Below are 24771 nucleotides of genomic sequence, written 5' to 3'. Positions count from 1 at the left end.
CGGGCAGCCGGATGCACACCTCGGTACCGGTACCCGGGTCGAAGTCGGAGACCAACCGAGCGCTGGTCCTGGGCGCGCTCGCCGACGGCCCGTCCTCGCTGCGCGGTGGCCTGGACGCCCGCGACACCGCCCTGATGCGCGATGCGCTGCGCCGGCTCGGCACGGTCATCGACGATTCCGATCCCGAGCGCTGGCAGATCGAGCCGCCGGCCGAGCCGTCCGGCGACGGCCTGATCGATTGCGGTCTGGCCGGCACGGTGATGCGGTTCGTGCCGCCGATCGCGGCGTTCGCCTCCGGCGAGTTCCGCTTCGACGGCGACGCCGAGGCCCGGGAGCGCCCGCTCGGCCCGCTGCTCACCGCCCTCGATGACCTCGGCGCCCGGATCGCCGGGCAGCCCGTCGGGCTGCCCTTCGACATCACCGGGCGGCCCGACCTGCCCGGCGGCCCGGTGGCGCTGGACGCGTCGGGATCGAGCCAGTACATCTCGGGCCTACTGCTCGCGGGTGCGCGCTACCGGCGGGGCGTCGACGTCCGGCACATCGGCGAGTCGCCGGTGCCCTCGCGCCCCCACGTCGAGATGACGGTGGCGATGCTGCGCGAGCGCGGGGTACGCGTGGACACGGGCGAGGAGAACCGGTGGGTCGTCTGGCCGGGCCCGATCGCCGCCCGCAACCTGGTGATCGAGCCGGACCTGTCCAATGCCGCGGTGTTCGCGGCGGCGGCGGCGGTCGCCGGGGGCCACATCACGATCCCGGACTGGCCGACCCGGACGCGACAGCCCGGCGATCGGATCCGCGACATCCTGACGGCCTTCGGCGCCGTCGTCGAACTCGACGGTCGCGGCCTGACCGTGACCGGTGGGCACTCGCTGCAGGCCGTCGAGTTGGACCTGCGCGATGCCAGCGAGCTCACCCCGGTGGTGGCCGCCATCGCGGCGCTCGCCGACGGCACCTCCACGATCACCGGGGTCGGCCACATCCGCGGCCACGAGACCGACCGGCTGGCCGCCCTGGAGAACGAGCTGAACGGCCTCGGCTCGCACGTGCGGCAGACCGACGACGGCCTGGTGATCGAACCGCGACTGCTGCACGGCGGCACGTTCGCCAGCTATGCCGATCATCGGATGGCACACGCCGCCGCGCTGCTCGGGCTGGTCGTCCCCGACGTCGTCGTCGACGACATCGACTGCACGGCCAAGACGATGCCGGACTTCCCGAGGCGCTGGCAGGCCATGATCGACGACTCGCAGAGGTACACCTGAGCGCGGGCCGGCGGATCGGCACCGATGATCATGAGGGCTTCGACCGGCCCCGGCGCCGCACCCGCCCACGGACCAAGAATCGGCCCGACTACTCCGATGCCGAGATCGGCATGATCACCTCGATCACCCGCGGGCGCTATCAGGTGCTCGTCGGCGACCGTCCGGTGATCGCGGTGAAGGCTCGCCAGCTCGGCCGCAAGGCCGCGATCGTCGGCGACCGGGTGCGCGTGGTCGGCGACACCTCCGGTGCGGAGGGTACGCTCGCGCGCATCGTCGACGTGGAAGCGCGGCGCTCGGTGCTGCGGCGTACCGCCGACGACGACGATCCCTACGAGCGGCCGATCGTCGCGAATGCCGATCAACTGGTGATCGTCACCGCGCTCGCCGACCCGCCGCCGCGGACCGGCATGATCGACCGGATCCTGGTCGCCGGCTACGACGCGGGCGTCGCGCCGCTGCTCTGCCTGACCAAGGCGGATCTGGCGTCGCCGGATGATCTTGTCGCGGCCTATGCCCCGCTCGACGTACCGATCGTGGTGCTCGATCCCGATGCCGAGCTGGCCCCGCTCCAAGACGCCTTGCAGGACAGGGTTTCGGTGCTGGTCGGACATTCGGGCGTGGGCAAGTCGACGCTGGTCAACCGGCTGATCCCCGACGCCGATCGGGCGACGGGCGGGGTGAACGAGGTGACGGGCCGCGGCCGGCACACCTCCACCTCGGCCATCGCGTTGCCGCTGCCCGGTGGCGGCTGGGTGATCGACACCCCGGGTGTGCGGTCGTTCGGGCTGAGCCATGTCGATCCGGCGACGATCATCGCGGCGTTCGGCGATCTTGCCGAGATCGCGCGCGACTGTCCTCGCGGCTGTGATCATCGCACCGGCGCCCCGGACTGCGCGCTGGACCCAGCCGTCGCGGCCGGCCGGGTGAGCGCGGAGCGGGTCGCCTCGTTCCGCCGGATGATCAGCGCCGAGCGCGAGCCGTGACCGCGCTCCGGGCACCGCGCGGCTAGGCTGCCGCCATGGCGGGTGAGCGCAGGGGTGAGACGCGGACCGGGGAGGCGACCAACGCGGACTCCCGCGGCCTGATCGAGGACATGCGGGTCGCCCACATGCTCGCCGACAATGCCGACGCGATCTCGCTGGACCGGTTCCGGGCCAGCGATCTTCGGGTGGACGCCAAGCCCGACCTGACCGAGGTCACCGACGCCGACATCGCCGTCGAGGAGGCGGTCCGGGCCGTGCTGCGCAAGGCCCGCCCCCGCGACGCGGTGCACGGCGAGGAGCTGGCCGACACCGGACACGGGCCCAGGCGCTGGGTGATCGACCCGATCGACGGCACCCGCAACTACGTGCGCGGCGTACCGGTGTGGGCCACCCTGATCGCACTCTTCGACGGCGACGAGGTGGTGCTCGGCTGCGTCTCCGCGCCGGCGCTGGGCCGGCGCTGGTGGGCCAGCCGCGGCGGCGGGGCGTACACGGGGAAGTCGTTCCGCTCCCCCACCGAGTGCCGGGTCAGCGAGGTCACGCGGGTCGAGGACGCCTCGCTGTCCTACTCCGATGTCGCGGGCTGGGTCGCCACCCCGCACGGCCAGCCGTTCGTCGACCTGATGCGGCGCTGCTGGCGTACCCGCGCCTACGGCGACTTCTGGTCCTACATGCTCGTCGCGGAGGGCGCGGTCGACATCGCCTGCGAACCCGAGCTGGCGCTGCACGACATGGCCGCCTGCTCGATCATCGTCACCGAGGCCGGCGGCCGGTTCGGCAATGTCGCCGGCGCCGACGGGCCGGTCGGCCCCGGCGCCCTGGCCACGAACGGCCGGCTGCACGACGCGGTGGTCGCCCAACTCGCGCCGCGGGAGTGATCAGCCCTCGGCGTCGATCACGCGCAGCTCGACGGTCTCGGGCAGGGCGCGCAACCGGTCGGCCAGCTCGGCCGGGATCGGCGCAGCCGTGTCCGTGACCACGTAGCCCAGCTCGCCGCGGGTCGCCAAGGACTGGGAGTCGATGTTGGCGCCGTGCTCGGCGAGCAGCGAGTTGACCCGGGCCAGCACCCCGGGCACGTTGGCGTGCAGATGCAGCAGCCGCGAGCCGGCCGGCGGGCCGACCGCGACCGTCGGCAGGTTGACCGACATCGTGGTGGCGCCGCTGCGGGCGTAGTCGCGCAGCTTGCCGGCCACGTAGCGGCCGATGTCCTCCTGGGCCTCCTGGGTGGAGCCGCCGATGTGCGGGGTGAGGATGACATTGTCCAGACCCTGCAGCACGGAGCTGAAGCCTTCCCCGGCCGCGGCGGGCTCCTCGGGGAAGACATCGACGGCGGCGCCGGCGATGTGGCCGGACAGCAGCTTGTCGCGCAGCGCCTCGTGGTCGACGACCAGCCCGCGGCACAGATTGAGAAAGATCGATCGCGGCCGCATCCGCGCGAACTGGTCGGCGCCGAACAGCCCGGCATTGCCCGGGCGCCCGTCCACGTGCAGCGAGATGGTCTCGCAGGTCTCGAGCAGTTCGTCGAGGGTCTCGACCTGGCGGGCATTGCCGAGCGGCAGCTTGTCGGCGATGTCGTAGAACGACACCCGCATGCCGAGCGATTCGGCGACCACGGAGAGCTGGCTGCCGATGTTGCCGTAGCCGACGATGCCGAGGGTACGCCCGCGCACCTCGTGTGCGCCCTTGGCCGACTTGTCCCAGCGGCCGGCGTGCATGGCGGCGTTCTTGTCGCCGAGCCGGCGAGCCAGCGAGATGATCTCGGCGACCGCCAGCTCGACAACGCTGCGGGTGTTGGAGAACGGGGCGTTGAACACCACCGTGCCCTCACCCGCGGCGGCGTCCAGGTCGATCTGGTTGGTACCGATGCAGAAGGCGCCGACGGCCGCCAGGCCGGGCCGGGCCGACAGCACCTCGGCGGTGACCTGGGTCTTGGAGCGGATGCCGAGCAGGTCGACGCCGTCCAGCGCGGTGACCAGCTCGTCGGTGCCCAGCGCACCGGAGCGGGTCTCCACCTCGAATCCGGCGTCGGTGAGGATCTCGACGGCGCAGGGATGGATGTTCTCGAGCAGCAGGGCCTTCACGTCGGACAACTCTAGGCCGGGCGCGTGACCCTGGCGGTCGCCGACCGGCTGGCGGTCGATTCAGATGGCCTCGACGAACAGCCGCAGCGATCGCGCGGTGGTCGCGACGTCCTCGCTGCCGCTGAACGGCATGACCGCGATCAGGTAGCCGTCGGCGACGGTGGCGCAGGCGGTCAGCGGGTCGTCGGTGGCGCACCAGGCACCGTCGACCTGTGTCGCTTCGCCGGCGTCGGACCCGGCCATGGTCTCGGCATAGCTCTTGGCGTCGAAGGTCCCGTCATCGGCCATCGCGGAGACGGTGAGGCTGCGCGAGTAGTCCGAGTTCACATAGCTGGCCACGACGAGGTCGCCGCTGACGACCGGATCGCCCATCAGCTCGAGCCCGTCGAAACTCTTCGGGAGATCGATCGCGCCGCTGCCGGGCGGCCGCGTCGGATCGGGTTCGGTGGGGTCGGTGGGTTCCTGCGCGGTCGGGGCGGGCACCTGGGGCGGAGCAGGCGCCTCGACGGTCGGCGCAGCGCGTGGGCGGCCGAAACCCGACGTGCCGAGCCAGGCGACGCCCGTGACCAACAGCACCGCCACGATCGCGCCCGCGACGATCCACGGCGCCTTGCTGCCGCGGCGCGGCGGCTGCTGGGGTGGCCACGGACCCTGGGGCTGCTGGGGCGGATACGGCTGCCCCGGCCCGGCGAGGTGTGGCTGCTGTCCGGCGTACGGCGAAGGCCCCCCGTAGGGCTGCGGGCCGTAGGGCTGCGGGCCGCGGTTGGGCGGCTGCTGCCCGTGCGGCGGCTGCTGCCCGTAGGGCTGCTGACCGTACGGGGGCTGGCCGTACGGGGGCTGGCCGTACGGGGGCTGGCCCTGGGGCGGTTGCTGCCCGTACGGCTGCGGGCCCGGGGCGGGCGGTCGCTGGCCGGGTTGCGGAGCCGGGGGCTGCGGGGGCGGACCCTGGAAGCCGGGCGGCGTGAACTGCGGACCGCGCGGTTCGTTCGGGTCGTGCGATTGGGTCATCGGTTCTCCCCTACAGGTGGCGGGCGGCACGCTAGCACCGGCGGGGAGCGCTGGGCGATGTGCGGGAGGATGGGGCCATGGATGCGGACCGGCCGGCGAGGCTGCGCGCGGCGATGGTGCGCGCCTTCGACCTCAGCGAAAGATCGGTACGCCGCAGCCGCCGCTCCCTCGGCGAGGGCTGGGAGCGCCTGCATGCCCGGTTCTGGATGATCGCGCAGTGCGCGCTCACCGCGGGCCTCGCCTGGTGGCTGGCGATCGTGGTGCTCGGGCACCCGATGCCGGTGTTCGCGCCGGTGGCGGCGGTGATCACGCTCGGACTCAGCTTCGGGCAGCGTTACAGCCGGGCGCTCGAGGTGGGCATCGGGGTCGCGATCGGCGTGCTCACCGGGGACATCTTCGTGACGGTCGCCGGGACCGGCGTCTGGCAGATCATGGTGGCCGCGCTGATCGCCATGTCGGCAGCGACGCTGCTCGGCGCGCGAAATCTGATGATCATCCAGGCGGGGGTGCAGTCGATCATCGTGCTCACGCTGTTGCCCCAGCCCGGCCAGGGGCTCGGGCGCTGGTTGGACGCCCTGTTGGGATGCGCGTTGGCGATGCTGATCGCGACCCTGGCGCCGGCCGGGCCGGTGATCAAACCGCGGGTGACCGCCGCGCGGATCCTCGGCGAGGTGGCGAGCTGCCTGCGCGCCTGCCGGGACGCGCTGGACGCCCGCGACGCCGAGGCCGCCGATGTCGCGCTGCGCCAGGCCCGGAACAGCGAGCGGCTGCTGGACACGATGTCGCAGGCGGTGACCGAGGGGCTGGCGGTGATCCGGCACTCGCCCTTCCGGCGCGGACAACGCGAGCGGATGGAGGCACTCGCCGATCTCTATGACCCGCTGGACCGGCTGACCCGCAACCTGCGGGTGTTGGCCCGACGCAGCGCGGTGGCGCTGTGGCGCGACGAGCCGAGCGTGCCGATGGCGTACCTCGCACTGATGCAGCAGGTCGCCGATGTCGCCGACTTCTGCGCGGGGGAACTGTTCGAGGGACGGATCCCGACGGCGGCGCGCGCCCGGATCCTGGAGCTGGCGCGGGCGAGTTCCCGGCTGAAGATGGCGAGTGGCCTGTCCGCGGTCGTCGTGTTGGCACAGCTTCGCTCCATGCTCGCCGACCTGCTGGAGCTGACCGGGATGAGCTACCCCGATGCCCGCGAGGCGATCCCGGAGCTGCGCGAGTGAGCCGCCGCGCGTGGATACCGACGTTTGCGTCAGATGTGACGCAAACGTCGGTATCCACGCGCGCGATTTGGCTCGCCGGTGACCAGCGGCTATAGTCAATCTTCGCGACGCGGGGTGGAGCAGTTCGGTAGCTCGCTGGGCTCATAACCCAGAGGTCACAGGTTCAAATCCTGTCCCCGCTACCACGGAGGGGCCGCTGACCAGGCAGAACGCCGGTCAGCGGCCCTTCGCTTTGCCGCGGCGATCCGGACGGGCGGTGGGCGCTCTCGTCGCGTGTCAGATGGCTTGGGGATAGAGGCGTTGGAGTGCGGTTCGAGCGTCTTCTTCGGTCAATCGGGCAAGATCATCGTCCCCGAAGCCGATCTCACTGAGCCGGTCAGCCTGGGCCGTGACTGCCAGGTCCAGGACGCTGCGGACACTGCGCGCGTTCGCCCAGCCCTTCGGTGGAGCAGCAGCCAACCGCGTGAACGCCTGCCCGAGCAGCCGAAGCGCCTCCGGATCCCATCCATAGTCGCCCTTCTCCGCCATGGACTCAGCCACGCGAACGAGGGTCGGCCCGTCGAAGTGCTCGAATGTCACCGTGTTTGCGAACCGTGAGCGTAGACCCGGGTTGGAGTCCAGGAATCGATCCATCTCCTCCGCGTAGCCAGCCGCGATCACCGCTGTTGTGGCGCGGTCGTTCTCCATTCGTGCGAGCACGGTCTCCACCGCTTCCCGCCCGAAGTCGTTGCTCGATTCGAATCCACGCGGCACGAGGGAGTACGCCTCATCAATGAACAAGACCCCACCGCGCGCTTCGTCGAATGCTTCGGTTGTCTTGATCGCGGTCTCCCCGACGTGTTGGCCCACAAGCCGTCCTCGATCTGCCTCCACCACGTGACCGGACGGAAGCGCTCCCATGGCGACCAAGGCATTACCCCAGATGCGCGCAACCGTGGTCTTCCCGGTTCCGGGCGGGCCCGAGAAGATCGCGTGATAACCGCTCTCGGCCACCGCCATCCCCCGCACCTTCCGCTCCTGATCAAGCGCGACCCGACGAGCCATCCGCCGCACCTGCTCAGCCACGGCCTCCAGCCCCGGCAAGCCGTCAAGTTCTGCGAGCACGCGGTTCAACCGTTCCGGATCACGCGGATCCACCGCAGGGCTCGCCGGGCGTGCGGGAGGCGCCGATATGGGAGCAAGCGGAGCGGGATCGTCCACTTGATCGTGCGCCTGAGGCTGACGATGAGGGCGGTCGGCCACAACACGGCCCCCTGTCGTGGGCTCGGTAACGGAGGCAGGGGCACCATCTTTCGCGCGGCCTCTGAGAAACAGCCCGATCAGCCCACCGATGACGGCACCGGCAGGTGCCCCGACCAGCAGTCCACCCATGGCCAGGGCGAGCACGATCACAACCGGCAGCGCGGGCGCGTCCGGGCTGCCCAGCATCTCGCCCACGGCGAAGATCGTTACGAGGACCAGCCCAGCACCCGCTCCGACCGCCGCCGCCTTGGCAATTCGTCCCATCGCTTTACCCCGCTCATCCCTGCCCCGCGGTGCGGGCGCGCTCCAGCATGGCCTCGCGCTCGGCGCTGGGCACGCGCAGGTCCAGGCGTACCCGGCTGGGCTCGATGCCCCGGGCCCGCAGATATTCCTGGACCAGGTTCATCCGGGGGAACGTCCAGGCCATCACCACATCGGGCGCGAGCGTGTCGATCGCGCGCCCCAGCGCCCCGCTCGGCACGGGCCGGCCGGCCTCCAGCGCGTCCACCTTGGCCCGCAGCCGGGCGAAGGCGGCCAGCGTCAGCGCGATGCCGGCCGCGGCGACGATGCAGGCGGCCAGCAGCAGCCGGTCGCCGAGCGGTTGCGGGATCGCGTCGATCAGCCGCCCGATCGGCGGATCGATCACATAGATCAGCAGCAGGGACAGCAAGCCCCAGTACAGCGAGTACTGGGCGCAGACCCGGCCGTGCAGGTTCAGCGGCTCGTTGCTGTAGTCCCAGAAGATCGTGTGGAACAGCTTCTCCATCACGAACGAGGCGACATACTCCAACACGGTGCCGACCACGATGCCGACGAAGAACAACAGGATCGGGTCGTGCAGATAGGGCAACAAGAAGACGGTGATGGCCACCCCGCCCAGTCCGTAGATCGGGCTGAGCGGCAGGTAGAGCACCCCGAGCCGCGACTCGATCACACCCTCGCGCGCAAAGGCGTAGACCATCTCCACGACAACGCCGAGGACACTGAAGATCAGGAAGCCCCACAGCGCCGTGTACCAGAACTCCGAGAACACGATATCCACCCCCAGTCCACCCCCACGTCGAGCCTCGCAGCCACCCGACCCCGATGTCCATGCCCGCCGCCCCCGGCGCTCGCGCACCTGAAGAACACCTCAAGGTTTCCCACAAATCTCGCCGTTCACCTTCCGCGCCGTCACCGATCATGGTTTGCTGCCGACTGGACCGGGCGCCCCCAGGGCCCGGCTGTCCATGCCAGGAGGGTCCGAGATGCGCCGAGGTGGATGGCACCGTGGTCTGATGGCGGCCGGTGCGGCCGCCGCGCTGGTCACCACGGGGCTGGTCGCTCCGCTGACCGCCTCCGCGGAGCCGCCACCCTCACCCCCCGCCGACGCCGGCGCTGCGCCCGCCGACGACACCCGCGCCCCCCGCGCCGACCTGGTCAAGTCGCCCCGCGCCCGGCTCAGCGACGCCGAGAAGCGCGAGTTCGGCGACGAGGCGCCGCAGTTGCGACGCCAGCGCAGCAGCGCTCCCCCGGCGGCAACCGGCACGCCGATCGGCGGCACCAAGCCGTGGCTGGTGCTCGACGACGCCGAGGGCGTCTACGCCCCCGAGGAGTTCACCCTGCGCGCGGTGGGCAACAACATCGAGATCTGGGTGCAGTCCGACATCAACTTCCCCGACGGTGACTGCCGCAACGACGGCGTACGCAATGTGATCACCGACGACCAGGTGAACGCGATGGTCGCCGAGTTCGACACCAACATCCTGCCCACCGAGTCCGAGGCCTTCTCCACCGCACCCGCCCGCGACGGCAGCGCCCAGACCGATGTCGGCTTCGGCGGCCCGCTGTGGGAACTGCTCGGTGGCGGCGACCCGGAGTTCTACGTCGGCGACGGCGACTCCACGGTCGTGCTGGTCTCGAATGTCCGCGACGCAAACTTCTACGACCCGACGACGCCCGAGGGCTCGACCTTCATCGCGGGCTTCTTCTCCCCGCTGTTCAACGAGGCCTTCGACCGCAACGTGATGACGATCGACTCCTACGACTGGCTGCACCGCACGGGCGCCAATCCGCCCGACGGCGGCGCCGGGGGCCTGTGCTCGTCCGAACAGCCGGCGCGTCCGCGCAACTACGAGTCGACCTTCGCCCACGAGTACCAGCACCTGCTGCACTACTACACCGATCCGGGCGAGACGACCTGGCTGAACGAGGGCCTGTCCGACTACGCCCAGACGCTCGTCGGCTACTCCGACACCACCATCCCCTACGGCCGCGTCGGCGCCGACTCGCACATCACCTGCTACCAGGGCTTCTACGCAACGAAGAGCTTCCCCTACTGCGGTGCCGAGAACTCGATCACCCGCTGGGAGGACCAGCCGAACGAGATCCTCGCCGACTACGGGGCGGCGTACGCCCTGGTCACCTACCTCGCCGACCGCTACGGCGAGGACCTGATCACCGCCCTGCACCGCGACGGCAGCGCGACCGGCCTGACCTCCCTGCAGAACTGGCTGACCGCGAATGCCGACAAGACGAGCTCCGGCGACGTGCTGGAGGACTTCGTCGCGCAGATGGCCCTCGACCGGCTGCTCGACTCCGGGGCCAAGGGCCTGACCGACGCCGAGAAGGCGCGCTTCACCTCGGCCCGGCTCTCCTCGGCGATCCGCTGGGACTGGGCGGGCTCGGCCAGCTCGCCGGGCGCGCCGACCAACGGCGCCGACTTCGTTCTCGCCGCCACCGACCGCCCGTTCGACTACGGCGTCACGTTCGCCGGGGCCAAGACGTATCCGGTCAAGCCGCTGGAGTGGCAGGTCTCCTCCGGCGAGCTGTGGAGCGGCGAGGGCGACGATGTCGACCGCAGCGCCGTCGTCGAGGCGAGCGTGCCCGCCGGCGGCGGGGCGCTGACGTTCGAGTCGCGTACCGAGATCGAGACCGGTTGGGACTTCGGCATCGTGCAGGTCTCCACCGACGGAGGTGAGACCTGGACCACCGTGCCCGGCGACGCCACCACGAGCGAGCACGCCTCCGGCGCCGACGGCACCATCGTCGGCCTGCTGCCCGGCCTGACCGGCACCGCCGACTGGGCCACGCGTACCTACGACCTGGCCGCCTATGCCGGCAAGGACGTGCTGATCTCGTTCCGTTACCTGACCGACGCCGCGACCAACGGCAACGGTGCGGAGCCGACGGGATGGTGGGTTCGCGACGCCGCCGTGGGCGGCACCGAGATCGACCTCGGCACCGCGCGGTCGGCGACCCAGGTCCGTCCCGATCCCGTCCAGGGCTGGTCGCTGCAGCTCGTCGGCTGGGACGGCACGAAGCGCGTCGGCCACCTCGAGGTGCCGGTCGGTGCGGACGGACGCGCCGAGGTCTCGGCGGCAAAGGTACGCCGGGAGATGCGCGGCGCGAAGTCCCTCGGTGCCATCGTGATGGCCCATGACCCGAGCGAGACCGCCGACTCCTACGCCGGCTACACGCTGAGCATCGGCGGACGCACCCAGGCCGGCGGCGGCGATCCCGGAGCGGATCCGGCGGCCCGTACCTCGAAATCCGGCAACTAGCTGTCGCTGGCCAACACCCGCCCGGGCGACGGGCGACCGTCGGCCCGAGGCGTCATGATGGTGGGGTGACCTCCGCCACCGCACCGGGCCCGAACCCCGTGCCCGCCGCCGCGGGCGGGCGGCCGCTGATGGTGGTGGACGGCAATTCGCTGCTGCACCGCAGCTTCCACGCGCTCGCCGCGTCCGGCGCCCGGGACTCGCTCGGCCAGCCGATCTGGGCGATCCGCGGCCTGCTCACCCAGCTCGTCGCCGCCGCCGACCGGATCGGGCCGGCGCGGATCGTCGTCGGCTTCGACGATCCCGACGCCAGCACCCGCCGGGAACGCTGGCCCGACTACAAGGCCCAGCGCGTCGACAAGCTGCCCACGCTGGTCGCCCAACTCGCCCGCGCCGCCGAGGTGCTGACCGAGCTGGGCGTGCAGGTGGTCACCCCGCCCGGCCACGAGGCCGACGACGTGCCGGCGACCGCCACGCTCGCCGCCCGAGCCCTGGCCGGCGCCGACGACGCCACGCCTGAGCAGCCGGGCGTGCTCGACGCGCTCGGCTGGGACGCGAGCGCGCAGTGGCGTACCCGCCGGCAACTGCCGCCACTGCCCGAACGCCTGCAGCCGACCCTGTTCTGAGCGGTGCGTTAGCTTGTGCGGCATGGCCGCGACCGACGAAGTCCGATATCCGCTGTACGAGCACCGCCTCGATAACGGGCTCCGGGTGATCATCAGCCCCGACCACGCGGTCCCCGCGGTGGCGGTCAACCTCTGGTACGACGTCGGGTCCCGGCACGAGGAGCCCGGCCGCTCGGGCTTCGCGCACCTGTTCGAGCATCTGATGTTCCAGGGGTCGGCGAATGTCGCGTCGGGCACCCACATCTCGCTGATGCAGGCCGCCGGCGCCTCGGTGAATGCCACCACCTGGTTCGATCGGACCAACTACTTCGAGGCGCTGCCGGTCGGCGGGCTGGACCGCGCGCTGTGGCTGGAGGCCGACCGAATGGGCACGCTGCTCGAGGCGGTCACCCAGGAGAGCCTGGACAACCAGCGCGAGGTGGTGAAGGAAGAGAAGCGGCAGCGCTACGACAACGTGCCCTACGGAGACCTGCTCGAACACCTGGTCGCGCTCACCTTTCCCGCCGACCATCCCTACGGCCACACCACGATCGGCTCGATGGCCGACCTCGACGCCGCCGAGCTGGCCGACGTGCACGCGTTCTTCCGCCGCTTCTACATGCCGAACAATGCGGTGCTCAGCATCGTCGGCGATGTCGAGGTCGACGACGCGCTGGAGCGGGTACGCCGCTACTTCGGCCCGATCGCGGCGGGCAGCCGACCGACCACGCCCGACCCGGGCGTGCTGCCGCCGCTGTCGGGCCTGCCCCGGCGCGAGGTGAGCGCCGACGTCCCGGCCGACGCGGTCCACTTCGCCTGGCGGTTGCCCGCGCTCGACCGCCGCGAGTTCGACGCGGCCGACCTGGCGATGGCGATCATCGGCGACGGTCAGACGTCTCGGCTCTACCGCCGGCTGGTCCGCGACGAGGAGCTGGCCCAGGGCGCCGGCGCCTCCGCGCTCGGGCTGATCGGCGGCAACTCCTTCGGCTTCGCCTCGGCCCGGGCGCGTGATGACGCGCCGATCTCCGAGATCGAGTCGATCATGGTCGACGAGCTCACCCGGTTCGCGGACGAGGGGCCGACGGCCGAGGAGCTGACCCGCGCCCGGGCCCAGTACGAACGACACTGGCTGCACGGGCTGGCCACCCTCGATTCGCGTGCCGACCAGATCTCGGCCTACGCCACGCTGCTCGGCGATCCCGACGAGATCAACCGCCGGCTGGCCGCGATCGCCTCGATCGACGCGGCGCAGGTGCAGCGCGCCGCCGCGGAGCATCTGGACCCCGCCGCCCGCGCCACGCTCGTCTACCGCAGCGCCGAAGAGGGCACCGAGGAGGCCGTCGCATGACCAGGACCAGCCCGCCCGAGGTGGCTGCCCCGCTCCCCCCGCGGTTCCCGCTGCCCGAGCACGACCGGCTCGACAACGGCATGGCGCTGCGCATCCTGCACCTGCCGGGGCAGCAGGTGATCAGCGCCGCGGTGGTGATCGACGCCCCGCTCACCGGCGAGGATCCCGAGGGCATCGGCACGATCATCGCCCGCACCCTCGACGAGGGCACCGCCACGGATCCGGGCACGCGGTACGCCGAGCGGCTGGAGCTGCTCGGCGCCGGCTTCGGCGCGCACCAGGATCTCGGCGGGGTCGTCGCCGGCATCGACGTACCCGCCTCCCGGCTGGCCGACGCGCTCGGCCTGCTCGCCGACGCCCTCGCCGAGCCCGCGCTGGCCGATGCCGACCTCGCCCGGCAGGTCGCGCTGCGGCTGGCCGAGATCGAGCAGCAGCAGGCCAACCCGGCCGCGACGGCCGCGCGGGAGTTCCGGCGTACCGTGTTCGCCCCGGGCTACCGCGGCGCCCGGCCCGTCGGCGGCGAACCGGACACGGTCGCCGCGATCACCCCCGACGCCGCCCGCGCCCGCCATGCGCGCAGCTATGCCCCGGACCGGGCGACGCTGGTGATCGGCGGCGACCTCGGCGGCGCCGATGTGCGCGCGCTCGCCGAGCGGGCGTTCGGCGGCTGGTCGGGCAGCGCCGAGGCGGCGGCGCCACCGGTTGCGGCGGCCGGTGCGGCGGCGTACCGCCTGATCGACCGACCGGGCGCGGTGCAGGCGAATGTGTCGATCGGCGGTTTCGGCATCGACCGCTCCGATCCGCGCTGGCCCGCCCTGCGGGTGGCGCTGCACGCGATGGGCGGCTCGTTCGGCAGCCGGCTCAACCTGCTGTTGCGCGAGGAGCTCGGCTACACCTACGGCGTCCGGCTCGCGCCGGCGCCGCTGCGGACCGGCGGCACGTTCGCGCTGTCGGGCTCGTTCCGCTCGGAGGTGACCGGCGATGCGATCACCCGCGGGCTCGGCCTGATGATCGACGAGGTCGCCCCGATCACCACCGCGGAGGTGACCGATGCCGTCAACTACTACGTCGGTGCCGCGCCGCTGCAGTGGGCGACCGCCGAGGCGCTGGTCGACCAGCACGTCCGGCAGGTGCTGGACGGGCTGCCCGATGATCATCTGACCCGTCAGCTCGAGGCGCTCGGCAGTGTCACCGCAGAGCAGGCGACCGCCGCCTATCGCGAGATCGTCACGCCCGAGTCGCTGAGCGCCGTGGTGGTGGGCGCAGCGGATGATCTTGACCTGCCCGAGCATGCCGCCCTGCCGCCGCTGACCCGCGGCTGACCCGGCGCGCGCTCAGCCCGCGCGCTCAGCCGGCGAGCGGGCCGGCCACCGGAGAACCGTCCACCACCGTCAGCGCGACCGGCATCTGCCGCAGCGCCGCCGCGGCGGCCGGGGCATCGTTCGCGGGCGCCAGCGGATCGCGGTCCAGCAGCACCAGATCGGCCGGCCCGCCCGACACGACCGCATCCACGCCACCCGTGCTGGCCGCCAGCGCCTGCCGCGGCGACAGCGCCTCCGCGGCATGCCAGGCCGGCCGCTCGTCACCGCTGCGTCCGACCGCCGCGGCCATCGCCAGCCACGGATCGAGCGGCGCGACCGGCGCATCCGACCCCAGCACCAGCGGCACCCCGGCGCGCGCCAGCGAGCCGAACATGAAACAGCGGTCGGTACGCCCGGGCCACACCTGTTCGGCGACGTCCCGGTCGTCGAGCAGATGTGCGGGCTGGACGCTCGCAGTGATCCCCAACCGCGCCATCCGGGTGATGTCGGAGCGTCGCAACAACTGGGCGTGCTCGATCGTGCCCCGCGCGCCCGACGCCTCGAGGGCAGTCAGGGCGTCGTCGGCGGCCCGGTCACCGATCGCGTGCACCGCAACCCGCAGTCCGCCGGAGTGGGCGCGCGACAGCAGTTCGGTCAGCTCGGCGAGGGTCTGGTTGGCCTGCCCATGATCGGGAGAATCATGATCATTGGCCGCATAGGGATCGCAGCACCAGGCGGTCCTGGTGTTCAGCGAGCCGTCGGAGATGATCTTGAACGGGCCCATCCGCAGCCGGCCCGTCGGGTCCAGCGGGTCACCGGTACGCAGCCCGGCGGCGAGCACGGCGTCCAGCTCGTCGGCATAGCAGGCCACCCGGATCCGGAGCCGGCCGAGCTCGCCGGCATAGGCGGCCGGCCAGGTGCGCCAGCCGTCGCCGAACTCGAAGTCCGTCAGACCGACGATGCCCCGGCGCGCGGCGGCGGCCAGGGCGCGGGCATATGCCGCCTGCTCCGGCTCGCCGGCGCCGAGCGCCTCGACCGCGGGCGAGACGGCGAACCACTCGTCCTCGGTCAGCGCCTCCTCGCGCGATGGCAGGTCCAGCAGCCGGAGCGCCGCACTGTTCAGCCAGCCCTGGTGGGCATCGCCGCTGATCAGGATCACCGGCCGGGTCCCGGTGACCGCGTCCAGTCCGGCCACGCTCGCTCGGTCCGGCCAGACCGCCGAGCGATGGCCGAAGGCGATCAGCGGTCCGCTGCCTGCCGCGACGCCGCGCTCGGTGAGCATCCGGCAGACCTGGGCGGCCGAGCCGGCACCCGACAGGTCCAGCCGCGACTCGGCCCGCGACCATTGCCGAAGGTGCACGTGCTGGTCCCACAGGCCGGGAATCAGCCAGCGGCCGTCCGCGTCGATCTCGGGGGCCGCTTCGGCGTACCCGACCGATCCCGCGGGACCGAGCGCGGCGATCCGCCCGTCGCGCAGGACAAGATCAACCAGCGGCGCGGCCGGTTCCCCGTCGGGGAATACCGGCCGCGCGCGGCGGATGATCAGCGATCCGGCCAAGGACTACCCCCCGCCCAGCGCATCCAGTGCGCGCCGGGTCGCCTCGGCCGCCTCGTTCTGCTTCTGCTGGTAGGTCGCGAGGTCGCCGGCCCGCAGCGCCTTCTCCGCCTCCTCGTTGGCGGTGATCGCCTGGTTCAGCGCGGCGATCGCCGCGGGATTGTCCGCGGGACCCGACGGCTCGGTCGGCTCGCCGCCGTCCGGCGGCCGCGTCCCGTCCTCCTCCCCCGTGCTCGCTCCCGCGTCGCCGGCGAACAGCTTGTCCAGCGCGCCCTGCAGGGTCGGATCGATCGCCACCTGCGAACCGAACCGGGTGACCACGAACTGCAGCACCGGATAGGAGCCGCTGCCGGAGGCGCGCTGCACGTAGACGGGCATGACATAGAGCAGCCCGCCGCCGACCGGCAGCGTCAGCAGATTGCCGTAGCTCGCCTGTGCGGTGCCCTCGTTCTGGAACCGGCGCAGCGTCTCCGCGACGGCGGAGTCGTTGTTCATCGCGCTCAGCACCTGCCCGGGGCCGTCGATCTGTTGGCTGTCCGACATCCGCAGGATCCGCATCTGCCCGTAGTCGGGCGAGGCCGCATCGGCATTGACCGCCATGTAGGCGGCCAGGTTCGCCCGGCCGTTCGGCACGTAGAGCGATGTCAGGCTGAAGTGAGCCTGGTCGTCTCCCGGCCACTTGATCGACAGGTAGTAGGGCGGCTCCTTGCGGGTGTTCGCGCCGTTCACCGGGTCGGTCGGCACCTGCCACAGGTCGCTGCCCCGGTACCACACGGCCGGATCGGTGGCGTGGTAGCGGCCGAGAATCTGGCGCTGGACCTTGTACAGGTCCTCGGGATAGCGCAGATGCGCCAGCAGATCGGGGCTGATCGCGCTGCGCGGCTGGACCGTGTCGGGATAGGCCTTGCGCCAGGTCTGCAGCATCGGGTCGGTCTCGTCCCAGGCGTACAGATCGACGGTGCCGTCATAGGCGTCCACCACGGCCTTCACCGAGTTGCGGATGTAGTTCAGCGTGTCGGTCGGCGCCGCGCCCGGCGGGCGGCCGGACTGCGAATCGGCCGTGGCCTCCTCCAGCGAGACCCGCTGGCTGTTCGGGTAGTTGTCCGTCGTGGTGTAGCCGTCGACGATCCACTTGATCCGTCCGTCGACGACGGCGGGATAGGCATTGGAGTCGACCTGCAGCCACGGCGCGGCCGCCTGCACCCGCTCCACCGGGGTGCGGTCGTAGATGATCTGGGATGCCTCGTTGACCCGGTCCGACAACAAGATGTTGGGGTCGCCGAAGCGGATGGCATAGAGGATCCGGTTGAACATCGATCCGATCGGTACGCCGCCCGCGCCCTGGTAGGTGTTCAGCCGCGGGGTGCTGCCCTCGCCGCCGCCGGGGGTGTCCAGCTCGATCGGCGCCGCGCCCGCGGGCGCGCCGACGATGGAGAAGCCGCGGTTCAGCTCGCCGAAGTACACCCGCGGCTCGGTCTCGGGCAGTTCGCCGACCGGCGGGATGTCGCGCGAGATCCACTCCGGCGTGCCGTTCTCCTGGCGACGGTTGCCGTAGGCGGCGACCATCCCGAAGCCGTGGGTGTACTCGGTCACCCGGGTGTTCCAGCTCGGGTTCTCGATCCCGTTCGGGTCGAGCTCGCGAACCGCGACGACCGTGTCGGTGGGCTGCCCGTCGATCAGGTAGCGGTCGACGTCCAGCACCGAGGGGAACGAGTAGTAGGCCCTGACCTGCTGCAGTTGCTCGAACGTCGGCCCGACCTTGGCCGGGTCGATCAACCGGATGCCCGGCAGGGTCGCGGCGTCCTGGCGCAACTGCCCGGCGGCGGCGACCGTCTCGGCCGAGTAGTCCTGCACCTCCACATCGGCGACCCCGTAGGCGTCCCGCGTGGCGGCGATGTGCTGGCCGATGTAGGGGCGCTCCTTGTCGGGCTCGTCCGGCACCACGGTGATCGCCTGCACCGCCCCCGGATAGATCGCGCCGAGGACGATCGCGGCGACCACCATCAGCGCCATGCCCGCGCCCGGCAACAGCCACCGGCCCAGCACGATCGTCGACCAGAACAGCACCGCACAGATCACCGCGATCGCGGCGAGAATGGTCGAGGCATTGATCCGGGCGGTGTCGGAGGTGTAGGTCAGGCCGGTCAGCAGGGGCCCGCTCTGCAGCTCATAGACATAGCGATCGAGCCAGCGGGCGACGCCGTAGCCGAGCACCGCGAGCCCGATCAGCACCGACAGTTGGATCTGCGCCGCGCGGCTGCCGGAGCGGGCGGCACCGCGACCGAACCGCAGGGCTCCCATCACGTAGTGCATCACCGCCGCACCGGCCGCCGCGATGAGCAGCGTGGTGATCGCGAAGCCGAGCAGGTAGCTCAGCCAGGGCAGATCGAAGACGAAGAAGGAGATGTCCAGCCCGAAGCGCGGATCGGGCGTACCGAACTCGGTCTTGTTGACCCACGCCAGGTAGGTGGTGAGCTGCCCCGCACCGCTGGCCCCGGCGAAGAGCGCGACCACCCCGCCGAGCGCGATCATGGCCTGGCTGAACCGGGTCTCCAGCACCTCGCGATAGCGCTCCAGCAACTGGCTGGCGACCGGGCCCTGTCTGGTCGCCGGCCGCAGCCGGTACGCCAGGACGATGTTGCCCACCACGACCGCCGCGGTGATCAGCCCGAAGCCCGCGAACAGTGCCACCCGGGTCCACAACTGGGTGGAGAACACCTGCCCGTAACCGAGATTCACATACCACAACCGGTCGGTCCACACCCCCGTGCCGAGCATGGCCACGATGACCAGGCCCACCAGCGCGACCAGGGTGGGCAACAGCGCATTGCGGCGGCGCGGCGCGGTGGCGGCCGTCGAGGTCATCGATGTCTCCTGCTCGTGCTCATGCTGGTGCTCACGTTCGTGCTCATCTTGGTACTCATGGACGCGGTCATCCGGGTCAGGCCAGCGTAGTCGCCAGCAACGACACCAGCCCGGGGGCGAGGTCGGGTCCGCCGAGCAGCTCATCGGGCTGCGCGACCAGCCGGCCCACGCCGTAGCCGGTTCCGTCGCGGGTGACACCGACGACCAGGCGGATGTCCTGGCGATCCGGGTGCTCGGCGACCACTCGCTGCGCCGCGGCCGGCTCGTCGGGCAGCTCGGCCTCCGCGCCGGCCGGCAGGAAGCTGCGCTCCAGGGCGAGCGCGCAGCCCTTCACCTCGGCCGGCCAGGACAGCCGTTGCAGCGCCCCGACGAGGTCGTCGCCGGGCCGGAAGTCACCCTGCTCGATCGCGGTCCAGGCGCCGGGCGGACCGTCGCCGCGCAGGCCGAACTCCTCGGCGAGGGCGGGCTCGTCGGCGATCACGTCGGCGGTCGGCACCAGCGCGAACAGCCGCGGCGGGGCGTCCCATCCGGCATCGCTGCAGGTCCGCTCGAGTTCGACCAGCGCCGCGGCCAGGGCGGCCACCCGCTCGTCGGGGTCGGTCAGCATGACGGCACTCCCGTCGCCCGCTCGGGCACCGCGAGATCCTCGACGGCGGTGATCGCCTCCTGCAGGGTGCCCACCTGGACCAGCCGCATCGAGGTCTGCACGCCGGCGACATCGGGGCAGTTCTCCGACGGCACCAGGAAGATCGTCGCGCCGGCGCCCTCGGCGGCCGCGATCTTCTCCTGGATGCCGCCGATCGGTCCGACATTGCCGCGGGCATCGATCGTGCCGGTCCCGGCGACGACCCGATCGCCGAGCAACTGGCCCTCGGTGATCTTGTCGTAGATCGCGAGCGCGAAGACCAGTCCGGCGCTGGGGCCGCCGATCGCCGGGTCGACGTTGTAGGTGACCTGCGGGGTCAGGCGATACCCGGTGCCGACGGCGATCCCGACGATCGGCAGGGTCGGATCGTCGTTGGCGCCCTGCAGCACGATCGGGATGATCAACTCGCGGCCGGCGCGCACGACCTTGAACGGCACGGTGTCGCCGACGCGATGCCGGGCGACCAGTGTGCTGACCTGGTCGACATTGGCGACATGCTCGCCGCCGATCTCGTACAACAGGTCGCCCGGTTGCAGTTGGCCGTCGGCCGGGCTGAGCGGCGTCACCGCGGTCACCATCGGCCGGTCCTGGACCTCCTGACCGGCGGCCAGGGTGGCTGCCACCAGCGCATTGTCCTGCGACGACCCCATCTGCGCCTCGTTGTCGTTGCGTACCTCATCGGCCGTGCGGCCCTGCGGGTAGACCGCATTGCGGGGCAACGTCTCCCGGCTGGGCAGGAAGTGGGCCAGCATCGCCTCCGGAACCCCGACCACCGCATCGGCGCGGGTCACGCTGATGGTGGTCATGTCGAGGCGGCCGTCGGTCGGATAGGTACGCACATCGCTCAGCTCGACCACCGGGCTGCCGTCGGCGGCATTGCCGAGCACGTCGACGGTGCCGCCGGGACTGTAGACGACGAACGGCACGGGCAGCACCGCCAGCGCGACGGCGAAGCCGACGAAGAGGACCGCGGAGACCAGCGCGGTCAGGGTCTGGCGGGTCACCTCAGACCCCCGGCCAGGTCGATGCGCCCCCGGCCCAGGTCTGTTCCTTCCAGATCGGCACCTGCTCCTTCAGGGTGTCGATCAGGTCGGCGCAGGCGGCGAGCGCCGGGGCCCGGTGCACGGCCGCGCAGGCGACCACCACGGCGATGTCGCCGACGCGCAGCGAACCGGTACGGTGCTCGACCGCGACGCCGCGAACGTCGTGACGGGAGGCGACCTCGGCGGCAACCCGGGCCAGTTCGTCCGCCGCAGCCGGATGCGCGGTGTAGGTCAGGCCGGTGACCTCGCCGGGGCCGGTGGCCTCGTCGGTGTCGCGGACCGTGCCGACGAACAGCCCGAGCCCGCCGCACGCCGGATCGGCGACGGCGTCGATGACGCTCGCGACGTCGATCGGTTCGGGGCCGAGGCGAACGCCCAGGACCCGCTCGGGAAGGCTCGTTGACACGCGCCGACCATACCCGTTGCGGCGGGCTCGGGCCCGCACGCCGGGCCCGTCGCCCGGCGGCCCTGCGGCGCGTTTGCGCCATGGGGTTGAATGGATCAGACCGACCCGATCAGGAGAGTCTTCGATGTCCGACCAGCCCGGCCCGCCCGATCCGGACCACAACGACGACGAGAACCGGCCCGACGACGCCCGTGGCGAGCAGCCGGGCGACGACCGGAACCGGGGCGAGGATTCCGAGGCCGCCCAGCGGGAGTCGCTCGAGGCGCTGTTCCAGCAGTTCGGGGCGAGCGGCGATCTTTCCCAGTTGGTGGCCCAGGTCCAGCAGATGCTCGGCCAGATGGGCCTCGGCGCCCCGGGCGCGGGCGGCGCGATGGCGAACCCGGGCGGCGGCATCGGCTTCCGGATGCCGGGCACCCAGCCGCCCGGCGCCGTCGGCGAGGACGGGGTGAACTGGCAGTTGGTGCGCGATGTCGCCCGCAAGACGGCGGCCAGCCAGGGCGAGGATCCGACCCCGGGACGGCAGCGGCGCGAGCAGGTGGCGGATGCGGTACGCCTGGCGCAGTCCTGGCTGGACGAGGCGACCGCGCTGCCGGCCTCCTCGCCGCAGGCCCAGGCCTGGAGTCGGGCCGAGTGGATCGAGAAGACCCTCGAGGTCTGGCAGCGGCTGGTCTCGCCGGTGGCGAGCAGCATGGCCGATGCGATGGCCGAGACGATGTCGCTGCCGGCCGATGCGCCGGAGGCGCAGATGCTGGCCGGCATGGAGCAGATGCTCAAGCCGATGCTGCGGACCAGCGGCGCGCACATGTTCGGGTTGCAGGCGGGCCAGTCGATCGGGCGGCTGGCCGGCGCGGTGCTCGGCGGGACCGACAACGGGCTGCCGCTGTTGCCCAGCTCCGAGGTCGCGCTGCTGCCGGCCAACATCGAGGCCTTCGCCGACGGACTCGAGTCCGGCGCCGACGATGTGGTGATCTATCTGGCGCTGCGGGAGGCGGCCCGCCAGCGGCTGTTCGCCCATGCGGCCTGGCTCGGGCCGCAGGTGCTCGCGCTCGTCGAGGCGTACGCCCGAGAGATCACCATCGACACCTCACGCCTGGAGGAGCTGATGGGCTCCACGGGCGGCGCGCTGGACTCGGAGACGCTGCAGCGGATCGCCGAACAGTTGCAGGACAACAGCCTGTTCACGCCGGCCCGCACACCGGAGCAGGAGCGCATCCTGGAGCGCCTGGAGACGTTGCTCGCCCTGGTCGAGGGGTGGGTGGACGATGTGGTCGAGGTGGCGGCCGAGCGCTGGCTCCCGCAGGCGGGCGCGCTGGCCGAGACCATGCGCCGCCGCCGCGGTGCGGGCGGCCCGGCCGAGGACACCCTCGCCACGCTGGTCGGGCTGGAGTTGCGCCCGCGCCGGGTCCGCGAGGCCGCCCAACTGTGGCAGGTGCTGCGGCAGCGTTCGGGCGCCGACGCGCGCGAAGCGGCCTGGACCCACCCCGATCTGTTGCCGTCGACGGCCGACCTGGCCGATCCGCTCGGCTACACCCCGGGCGGGCAGGCCGCGGAGTCCGGCGACGACCTGGACGCCGAGTTGGCCAAGCTGCTCGACTCCGACGACGAGCCGGGATCCGACGCGGAGGACCGCTAGGCCGCCGACTCGGCGCGCAGGATGATCTTTCCTGCCACATGTCCGGCGTCACCGTAGACGTGTGCTTCGCGGACGGCATCGATGTCGAACAGGGCGACCTGGCGATCAACGACCGGCCTCAGGCGCCCAGCCTCGACAAGGCGCATGAGCTGGGTCAGTCCCTCACGGTCGCTTTCGACGAGCATCAACTCGTGTCGAACACCACGACGTTGGGCAATCTCACCGAGCGGAGTGGTGGAATTCAGCGACAAGGACACGATCGTGCCTCCGGACCGCGTGACCTGCAGGGATCGAGCTGCGGTATCGCCCCCTACGGTGTCCAGGGCGATATCGATGTTCTCGACCGCCTCGACCAACCGCGTCGTGCGGTAATCAATCACCTCGTCCGCTCCCAGGTCTCGCACAAGGGCGTGGTTCGAGGCGCTGGCTGTGCCGATCACGTATGCGCCGTGAGCCTTGGCGATCTGCACCGCCATGTGTCCCACCCCTCCCGCCGCGGCATGAACGAGGACTCGGTTCGTCGGCTGTACGCCGGCGGTGTCGACCAGGGCCTGCCAGGCGGTGAGACCGACGAGCGGCACGGCCGCCGCATCGGCGGATCCGAGTACAGCGGGCGTTGACACGAGGGCACGGGCAGGGGCACGAACATATTCGGCTGCGGCGCCGTGCCCGAACGGGTAAGGCAGCATTCCCACCACCCGATCACCCACGCGGTGCACGGTGACGCCAAGACCGACTCGAACCACGACCCCAGCAACATCCCACCCCAGCACTTTCGGGCCGTCTCCCAGAAAGCCGGCAGCTCGCCGATGAACCCAATCCGTCGGGTTCAGGCTCGTTGCTTCGACCCGAACCAGCACTTGGGACGGGCCCACAGACGGCACCGCCACCGACGCGATACGCAGAACCTCTGGGCCACCAAGACGCTCCCGCCGGATCGCCTTCATCATTTCGTCATTGCTCATGCGGTCAACAGTGGGCGATCCGCCACCCTGGGCGCGATGGCCCACAGGACAGTTGATGAGAGGATCGGGCCATGTCTCAACTGGTCGCGGTCGTCGCCGACTCGGCCGTGATGCCGTTCGAACTCAGCCTCGCCACGCGTGTCCTGGGCAGTGTCCGCGACGCCCGCGGCCGGCCGGGTTACACCGTGCGGCATTGCAGCGAACGAGCCGGACCCCTTGCGACCGCAGCAGGATTCAGCATCACCCTGGAACACGACTTGTCCCTGCTGAGACGGGCCGACCTTGTCGTGGTTGCACCCTCACCCCAGCACACAAGTCTGAAGAAAATGGCCGCGGACACCATGCCGCCGATAGTTCGCGCACTCAAGGAATGCCGCGCGTCACGAATCGCCTCCGTATGCCTGGGATCGTTCCTCCTGGCCGCAGCAGGGCGATTGGACGGGCGGACCGCGACGACGCACTGGGCCGCCGCAGACCTTCTGGCGCGCAGCTTCCCCGCCATCACCGTGGACCCCGACGCGCTCTTTGTGACTTCGGCCGAGATCACAACCTCGGCCGGCGCGGCCGCCGGAATCGACATGCTCCTGCACGTCGTCCGCGAAGACCACGGCAGTGCCATCGCCACCGACACCGCACGGACCTGCGTCGTACCTGCCTGGCGAGACGGAGGTCAACGGCAATTCATCAAGCAGCCCGTGCCTCAGCACCCAGAAGATCACCTCGGCGACACGATGGACTGGGCACTCGAGCGCCTCGACGAACCACTCACCGTCGATCAATTGGCGGCACACGCTCGGATGAGCCGCCGCACGTTCACGAGAAAATTCCGAGCCGCAACTGGGACGACCGCTACCACTTGGATCATCCGGCAACGACTCGAACTGGCCAGGAACCTCCTGGAGACAACCGACCGGACCATCGACGACATAGCGCACACGAGCGGAATGGGATCAGCCAGCTCACTTCGCAATCACCTACGGCGCAACCTGGGAGTCTCGCCCGCGTCCTACCGCACCACCTTCCACACACCAGACCCGCCGGAACCGTCGACAATGTCCTGACCCCG

Annotated in this window: 20 protein-coding genes and 1 tRNA gene; 11 read left to right on the top strand and 10 right to left on the bottom strand. The window is 71.4% G+C overall.

The window, feature by feature from the left end; all coding sequences use genetic code 11:
• The first annotated feature begins 11 nt into the window (after positions 1 to 11).
• From aroA to ACXDC7_RS09475, 3 genes are all read left to right on the top strand, one after another.
• Positions 12 to 1262 (top strand): 3-phosphoshikimate 1-carboxyvinyltransferase, encoded by a 1251-nt coding sequence (gene aroA / locus ACXDC7_RS09485; RefSeq protein WP_179443780.1) that lies wholly within the window; start codon positions 12 to 14, stop codon positions 1260 to 1262.
• The gene (gene rsgA, locus ACXDC7_RS09480; protein WP_459222819.1) at positions 1259 to 2245 is read left to right on the top strand and encodes a ribosome small subunit-dependent GTPase A; all 987 of its coding nucleotides are present in this window, start codon (positions 1259 to 1261) and stop codon (positions 2243 to 2245) included. The genes aroA and rsgA overlap by 4 nt, the downstream gene beginning before the upstream one ends.
• A 110-nt stretch (positions 2246 to 2355) precedes the next feature.
• Positions 2356 to 3123, top strand: coding sequence for an inositol monophosphatase family protein (locus ACXDC7_RS09475; RefSeq protein WP_459222818.1), 768 nt, complete (start codon positions 2356 to 2358; stop codon positions 3121 to 3123).
• On the opposite strand, the gene serA is transcribed toward ACXDC7_RS09475, so the two are convergent.
• Positions 3124 to 4326: a phosphoglycerate dehydrogenase gene (gene serA, locus ACXDC7_RS09470; protein ID WP_459221967.1), complete on the bottom strand. Its 1203-nt coding sequence runs from the start codon at positions 4324 to 4326 to the stop codon at positions 3124 to 3126.
• Between the two features lie 60 nt (positions 4327 to 4386).
• Positions 4387 to 5334, bottom strand: coding sequence for a hypothetical protein (locus tag ACXDC7_RS09465; protein ID WP_459221966.1), 948 nt, complete (start codon positions 5332 to 5334; stop codon positions 4387 to 4389).
• Positions 5335 to 5411: 77 nt separating this feature from the next.
• Here ACXDC7_RS09465 and ACXDC7_RS09460 point away from each other — a divergent pair, with 77 nt between their 5' ends.
• Positions 5412 to 6557, top strand: coding sequence for an FUSC family protein (locus tag ACXDC7_RS09460; RefSeq protein WP_459221965.1), 1146 nt, complete (start codon positions 5412 to 5414; stop codon positions 6555 to 6557).
• A 108-nt stretch (positions 6558 to 6665) separates the two neighbouring features.
• A tRNA-Met gene (locus ACXDC7_RS09455) sits at positions 6666 to 6742 on the top strand.
• Positions 6743 to 6833: 91 nt separating this feature from the next.
• On the opposite strand, the gene ACXDC7_RS09450 is transcribed toward ACXDC7_RS09455, so the two are convergent.
• Both ACXDC7_RS09450 and ACXDC7_RS09445 read right to left on the bottom strand, forming a co-directional pair.
• On the bottom strand, positions 6834 to 7985 hold the full coding sequence (locus ACXDC7_RS09450) for an AAA family ATPase (protein WP_459222817.1): 1152 nt from the start codon (positions 7983 to 7985) through the stop codon (positions 6834 to 6836).
• Between the two features lie 91 nt (positions 7986 to 8076).
• Positions 8077 to 8841 carry a putative ABC transporter permease gene (locus ACXDC7_RS09445; protein WP_459221964.1) on the bottom strand — a complete coding sequence of 255 codons (765 nt, stop codon included), beginning with the start codon at positions 8839 to 8841 and terminating at the stop codon, positions 8077 to 8079.
• Positions 8842 to 9076: 235 nt separating this feature from the next.
• Between ACXDC7_RS09445 and ACXDC7_RS09440 the strand changes: the two genes are divergently transcribed.
• The 4 genes from ACXDC7_RS09440 to ACXDC7_RS09425 all read left to right on the top strand — a co-directional run bounded on the left by ACXDC7_RS09440 (position 9077) and on the right by ACXDC7_RS09425 (position 14613).
• Positions 9077 to 11341, top strand: a complete 2265-nt coding sequence (locus tag ACXDC7_RS09440; protein WP_459221963.1) for a peptidase M6 — start codon at positions 9077 to 9079, stop codon at positions 11339 to 11341.
• A gap of 65 nt (positions 11342 to 11406) precedes the next feature.
• A complete protein-coding gene (locus tag ACXDC7_RS09435) occupies positions 11407 to 11964 on the top strand; it encodes a hypothetical protein (RefSeq protein WP_459221962.1) in 558 nt (185 codons plus the stop codon).
• A 22-nt stretch (positions 11965 to 11986) separates the two neighbouring features.
• Positions 11987 to 13291 carry a M16 family metallopeptidase gene (locus ACXDC7_RS09430; protein WP_179443789.1) on the top strand — a complete coding sequence of 435 codons (1305 nt, stop codon included), beginning with the start codon at positions 11987 to 11989 and terminating at the stop codon, positions 13289 to 13291.
• Positions 13288 to 14613, top strand: coding sequence for a M16 family metallopeptidase (locus ACXDC7_RS09425; protein WP_459221961.1), 1326 nt, complete (start codon positions 13288 to 13290; stop codon positions 14611 to 14613). The genes ACXDC7_RS09430 and ACXDC7_RS09425 overlap by 4 nt, the downstream gene beginning before the upstream one ends.
• Positions 14614 to 14638: 25 nt before the next feature.
• Here the strand turns inward: ACXDC7_RS09425 and ACXDC7_RS09420 are convergent, their stop codons facing one another.
• From ACXDC7_RS09420 to ACXDC7_RS09400, 5 genes are all read right to left on the bottom strand, one after another.
• The gene (locus ACXDC7_RS09420; protein ID WP_459221960.1) at positions 14639 to 16150 is read right to left on the bottom strand and encodes an amidohydrolase; all 1512 of its coding nucleotides are present in this window, start codon (positions 16148 to 16150) and stop codon (positions 14639 to 14641) included.
• Between the two features lie 3 nt (positions 16151 to 16153).
• Positions 16154 to 19012, bottom strand: a complete 2859-nt coding sequence (locus ACXDC7_RS09415; RefSeq protein WP_459221959.1) for a UPF0182 family membrane protein — start codon at positions 19010 to 19012, stop codon at positions 16154 to 16156.
• Between the two features lie 76 nt (positions 19013 to 19088).
• Positions 19089 to 19619 carry a PPA1309 family protein gene (locus ACXDC7_RS09410; RefSeq protein ID WP_459221958.1) on the bottom strand — a complete coding sequence of 177 codons (531 nt, stop codon included), beginning with the start codon at positions 19617 to 19619 and terminating at the stop codon, positions 19089 to 19091.
• On the bottom strand, positions 19613 to 20662 hold the full coding sequence (locus ACXDC7_RS09405) for a YlbL family protein (protein ID WP_459221957.1): 1050 nt from the start codon (positions 20660 to 20662) through the stop codon (positions 19613 to 19615). Before ACXDC7_RS09405 ends, ACXDC7_RS09410 begins: the two co-directional genes overlap by 7 nt.
• Position 20663: 1 nt before the next feature.
• A complete protein-coding gene (locus ACXDC7_RS09400; protein WP_343045817.1) occupies positions 20664 to 21107 on the bottom strand; it encodes a molybdenum cofactor biosynthesis protein MoaE in 444 nt (147 codons plus the stop codon).
• A 124-nt stretch (positions 21108 to 21231) separates the two neighbouring features.
• Between ACXDC7_RS09400 and ACXDC7_RS09395 the strand changes: the two genes are divergently transcribed.
• Positions 21232 to 22740 (top strand): zinc-dependent metalloprotease, encoded by a 1509-nt coding sequence (locus ACXDC7_RS09395; RefSeq protein WP_459221956.1) that lies wholly within the window; start codon positions 21232 to 21234, stop codon positions 22738 to 22740.
• On the opposite strand, the gene ACXDC7_RS09390 is transcribed toward ACXDC7_RS09395, so the two are convergent.
• A complete protein-coding gene (locus tag ACXDC7_RS09390; protein ID WP_459221955.1) occupies positions 22737 to 23705 on the bottom strand; it encodes an NADP-dependent oxidoreductase in 969 nt (322 codons plus the stop codon). The two genes, ACXDC7_RS09395 and ACXDC7_RS09390, sit on opposite strands and share 4 nt — an antisense overlap.
• A gap of 71 nt (positions 23706 to 23776) precedes the next feature.
• Between ACXDC7_RS09390 and ACXDC7_RS09385 the strand changes: the two genes are divergently transcribed.
• Positions 23777 to 24766, top strand: a complete 990-nt coding sequence (locus ACXDC7_RS09385; protein ID WP_459221954.1) for a GlxA family transcriptional regulator — start codon at positions 23777 to 23779, stop codon at positions 24764 to 24766.
• Positions 24767 to 24771 lie beyond the last annotated feature (5 nt).

Source organism: Naumannella huperziae (genome assembly GCF_054073625.1).
Note: the sequence above shows the minus strand (reverse complement) of the source record. Positions and strands in the feature narration are given on the sequence as shown.

Excerpts from the sequence above, each read along its gene's own strand:
- aroA (WP_179443780.1), top strand. The coding sequence starts at position 12 with ATGCACACCTCGGTACCGGTACCCGGGTCGAAGTCGGAGACCAACCGA.
- ACXDC7_RS09475 (WP_459222818.1), top strand. The coding sequence starts at position 2,356 with ATGCGGGTCGCCCACATGCTCGCCGACAATGCCGACGCGATCTCGCTG.
- ACXDC7_RS09465 (WP_459221966.1), bottom strand. The coding sequence starts at position 5,334 with ATGACCCAATCGCACGACCCGAACGAACCGCGCGGTCCGCAGTTCACG.
- ACXDC7_RS09460 (WP_459221965.1), top strand. The coding sequence starts at position 5,412 with ATGGATGCGGACCGGCCGGCGAGGCTGCGCGCGGCGATGGTGCGCGCC.
- ACXDC7_RS09450 (WP_459222817.1), bottom strand. The coding sequence starts at position 7,985 with ATGCTGGGCAGCCCGGACGCGCCCGCGCTGCCGGTTGTGATCGTGCTC.
- ACXDC7_RS09440 (WP_459221963.1), top strand. The coding sequence starts at position 9,077 with ATGGCGGCCGGTGCGGCCGCCGCGCTGGTCACCACGGGGCTGGTCGCT.
- ACXDC7_RS09430 (WP_179443789.1), top strand. The coding sequence starts at position 11,987 with ATGGCCGCGACCGACGAAGTCCGATATCCGCTGTACGAGCACCGCCTC.
- ACXDC7_RS09425 (WP_459221961.1), top strand. The coding sequence starts at position 13,288 with ATGACCAGGACCAGCCCGCCCGAGGTGGCTGCCCCGCTCCCCCCGCGG.
- ACXDC7_RS09415 (WP_459221959.1), bottom strand. The coding sequence starts at position 19,012 with ATGACCTCGACGGCCGCCACCGCGCCGCGCCGCCGCAATGCGCTGTTG.
- ACXDC7_RS09410 (WP_459221958.1), bottom strand. The coding sequence starts at position 19,619 with ATGCTGACCGACCCCGACGAGCGGGTGGCCGCCCTGGCCGCGGCGCTG.
- ACXDC7_RS09395 (WP_459221956.1), top strand. The coding sequence starts at position 21,232 with ATGTCCGACCAGCCCGGCCCGCCCGATCCGGACCACAACGACGACGAG.
- ACXDC7_RS09390 (WP_459221955.1), bottom strand. The coding sequence starts at position 23,705 with ATGAGCAATGACGAAATGATGAAGGCGATCCGGCGGGAGCGTCTTGGT.
- ACXDC7_RS09385 (WP_459221954.1), top strand. The coding sequence starts at position 23,777 with ATGTCTCAACTGGTCGCGGTCGTCGCCGACTCGGCCGTGATGCCGTTC.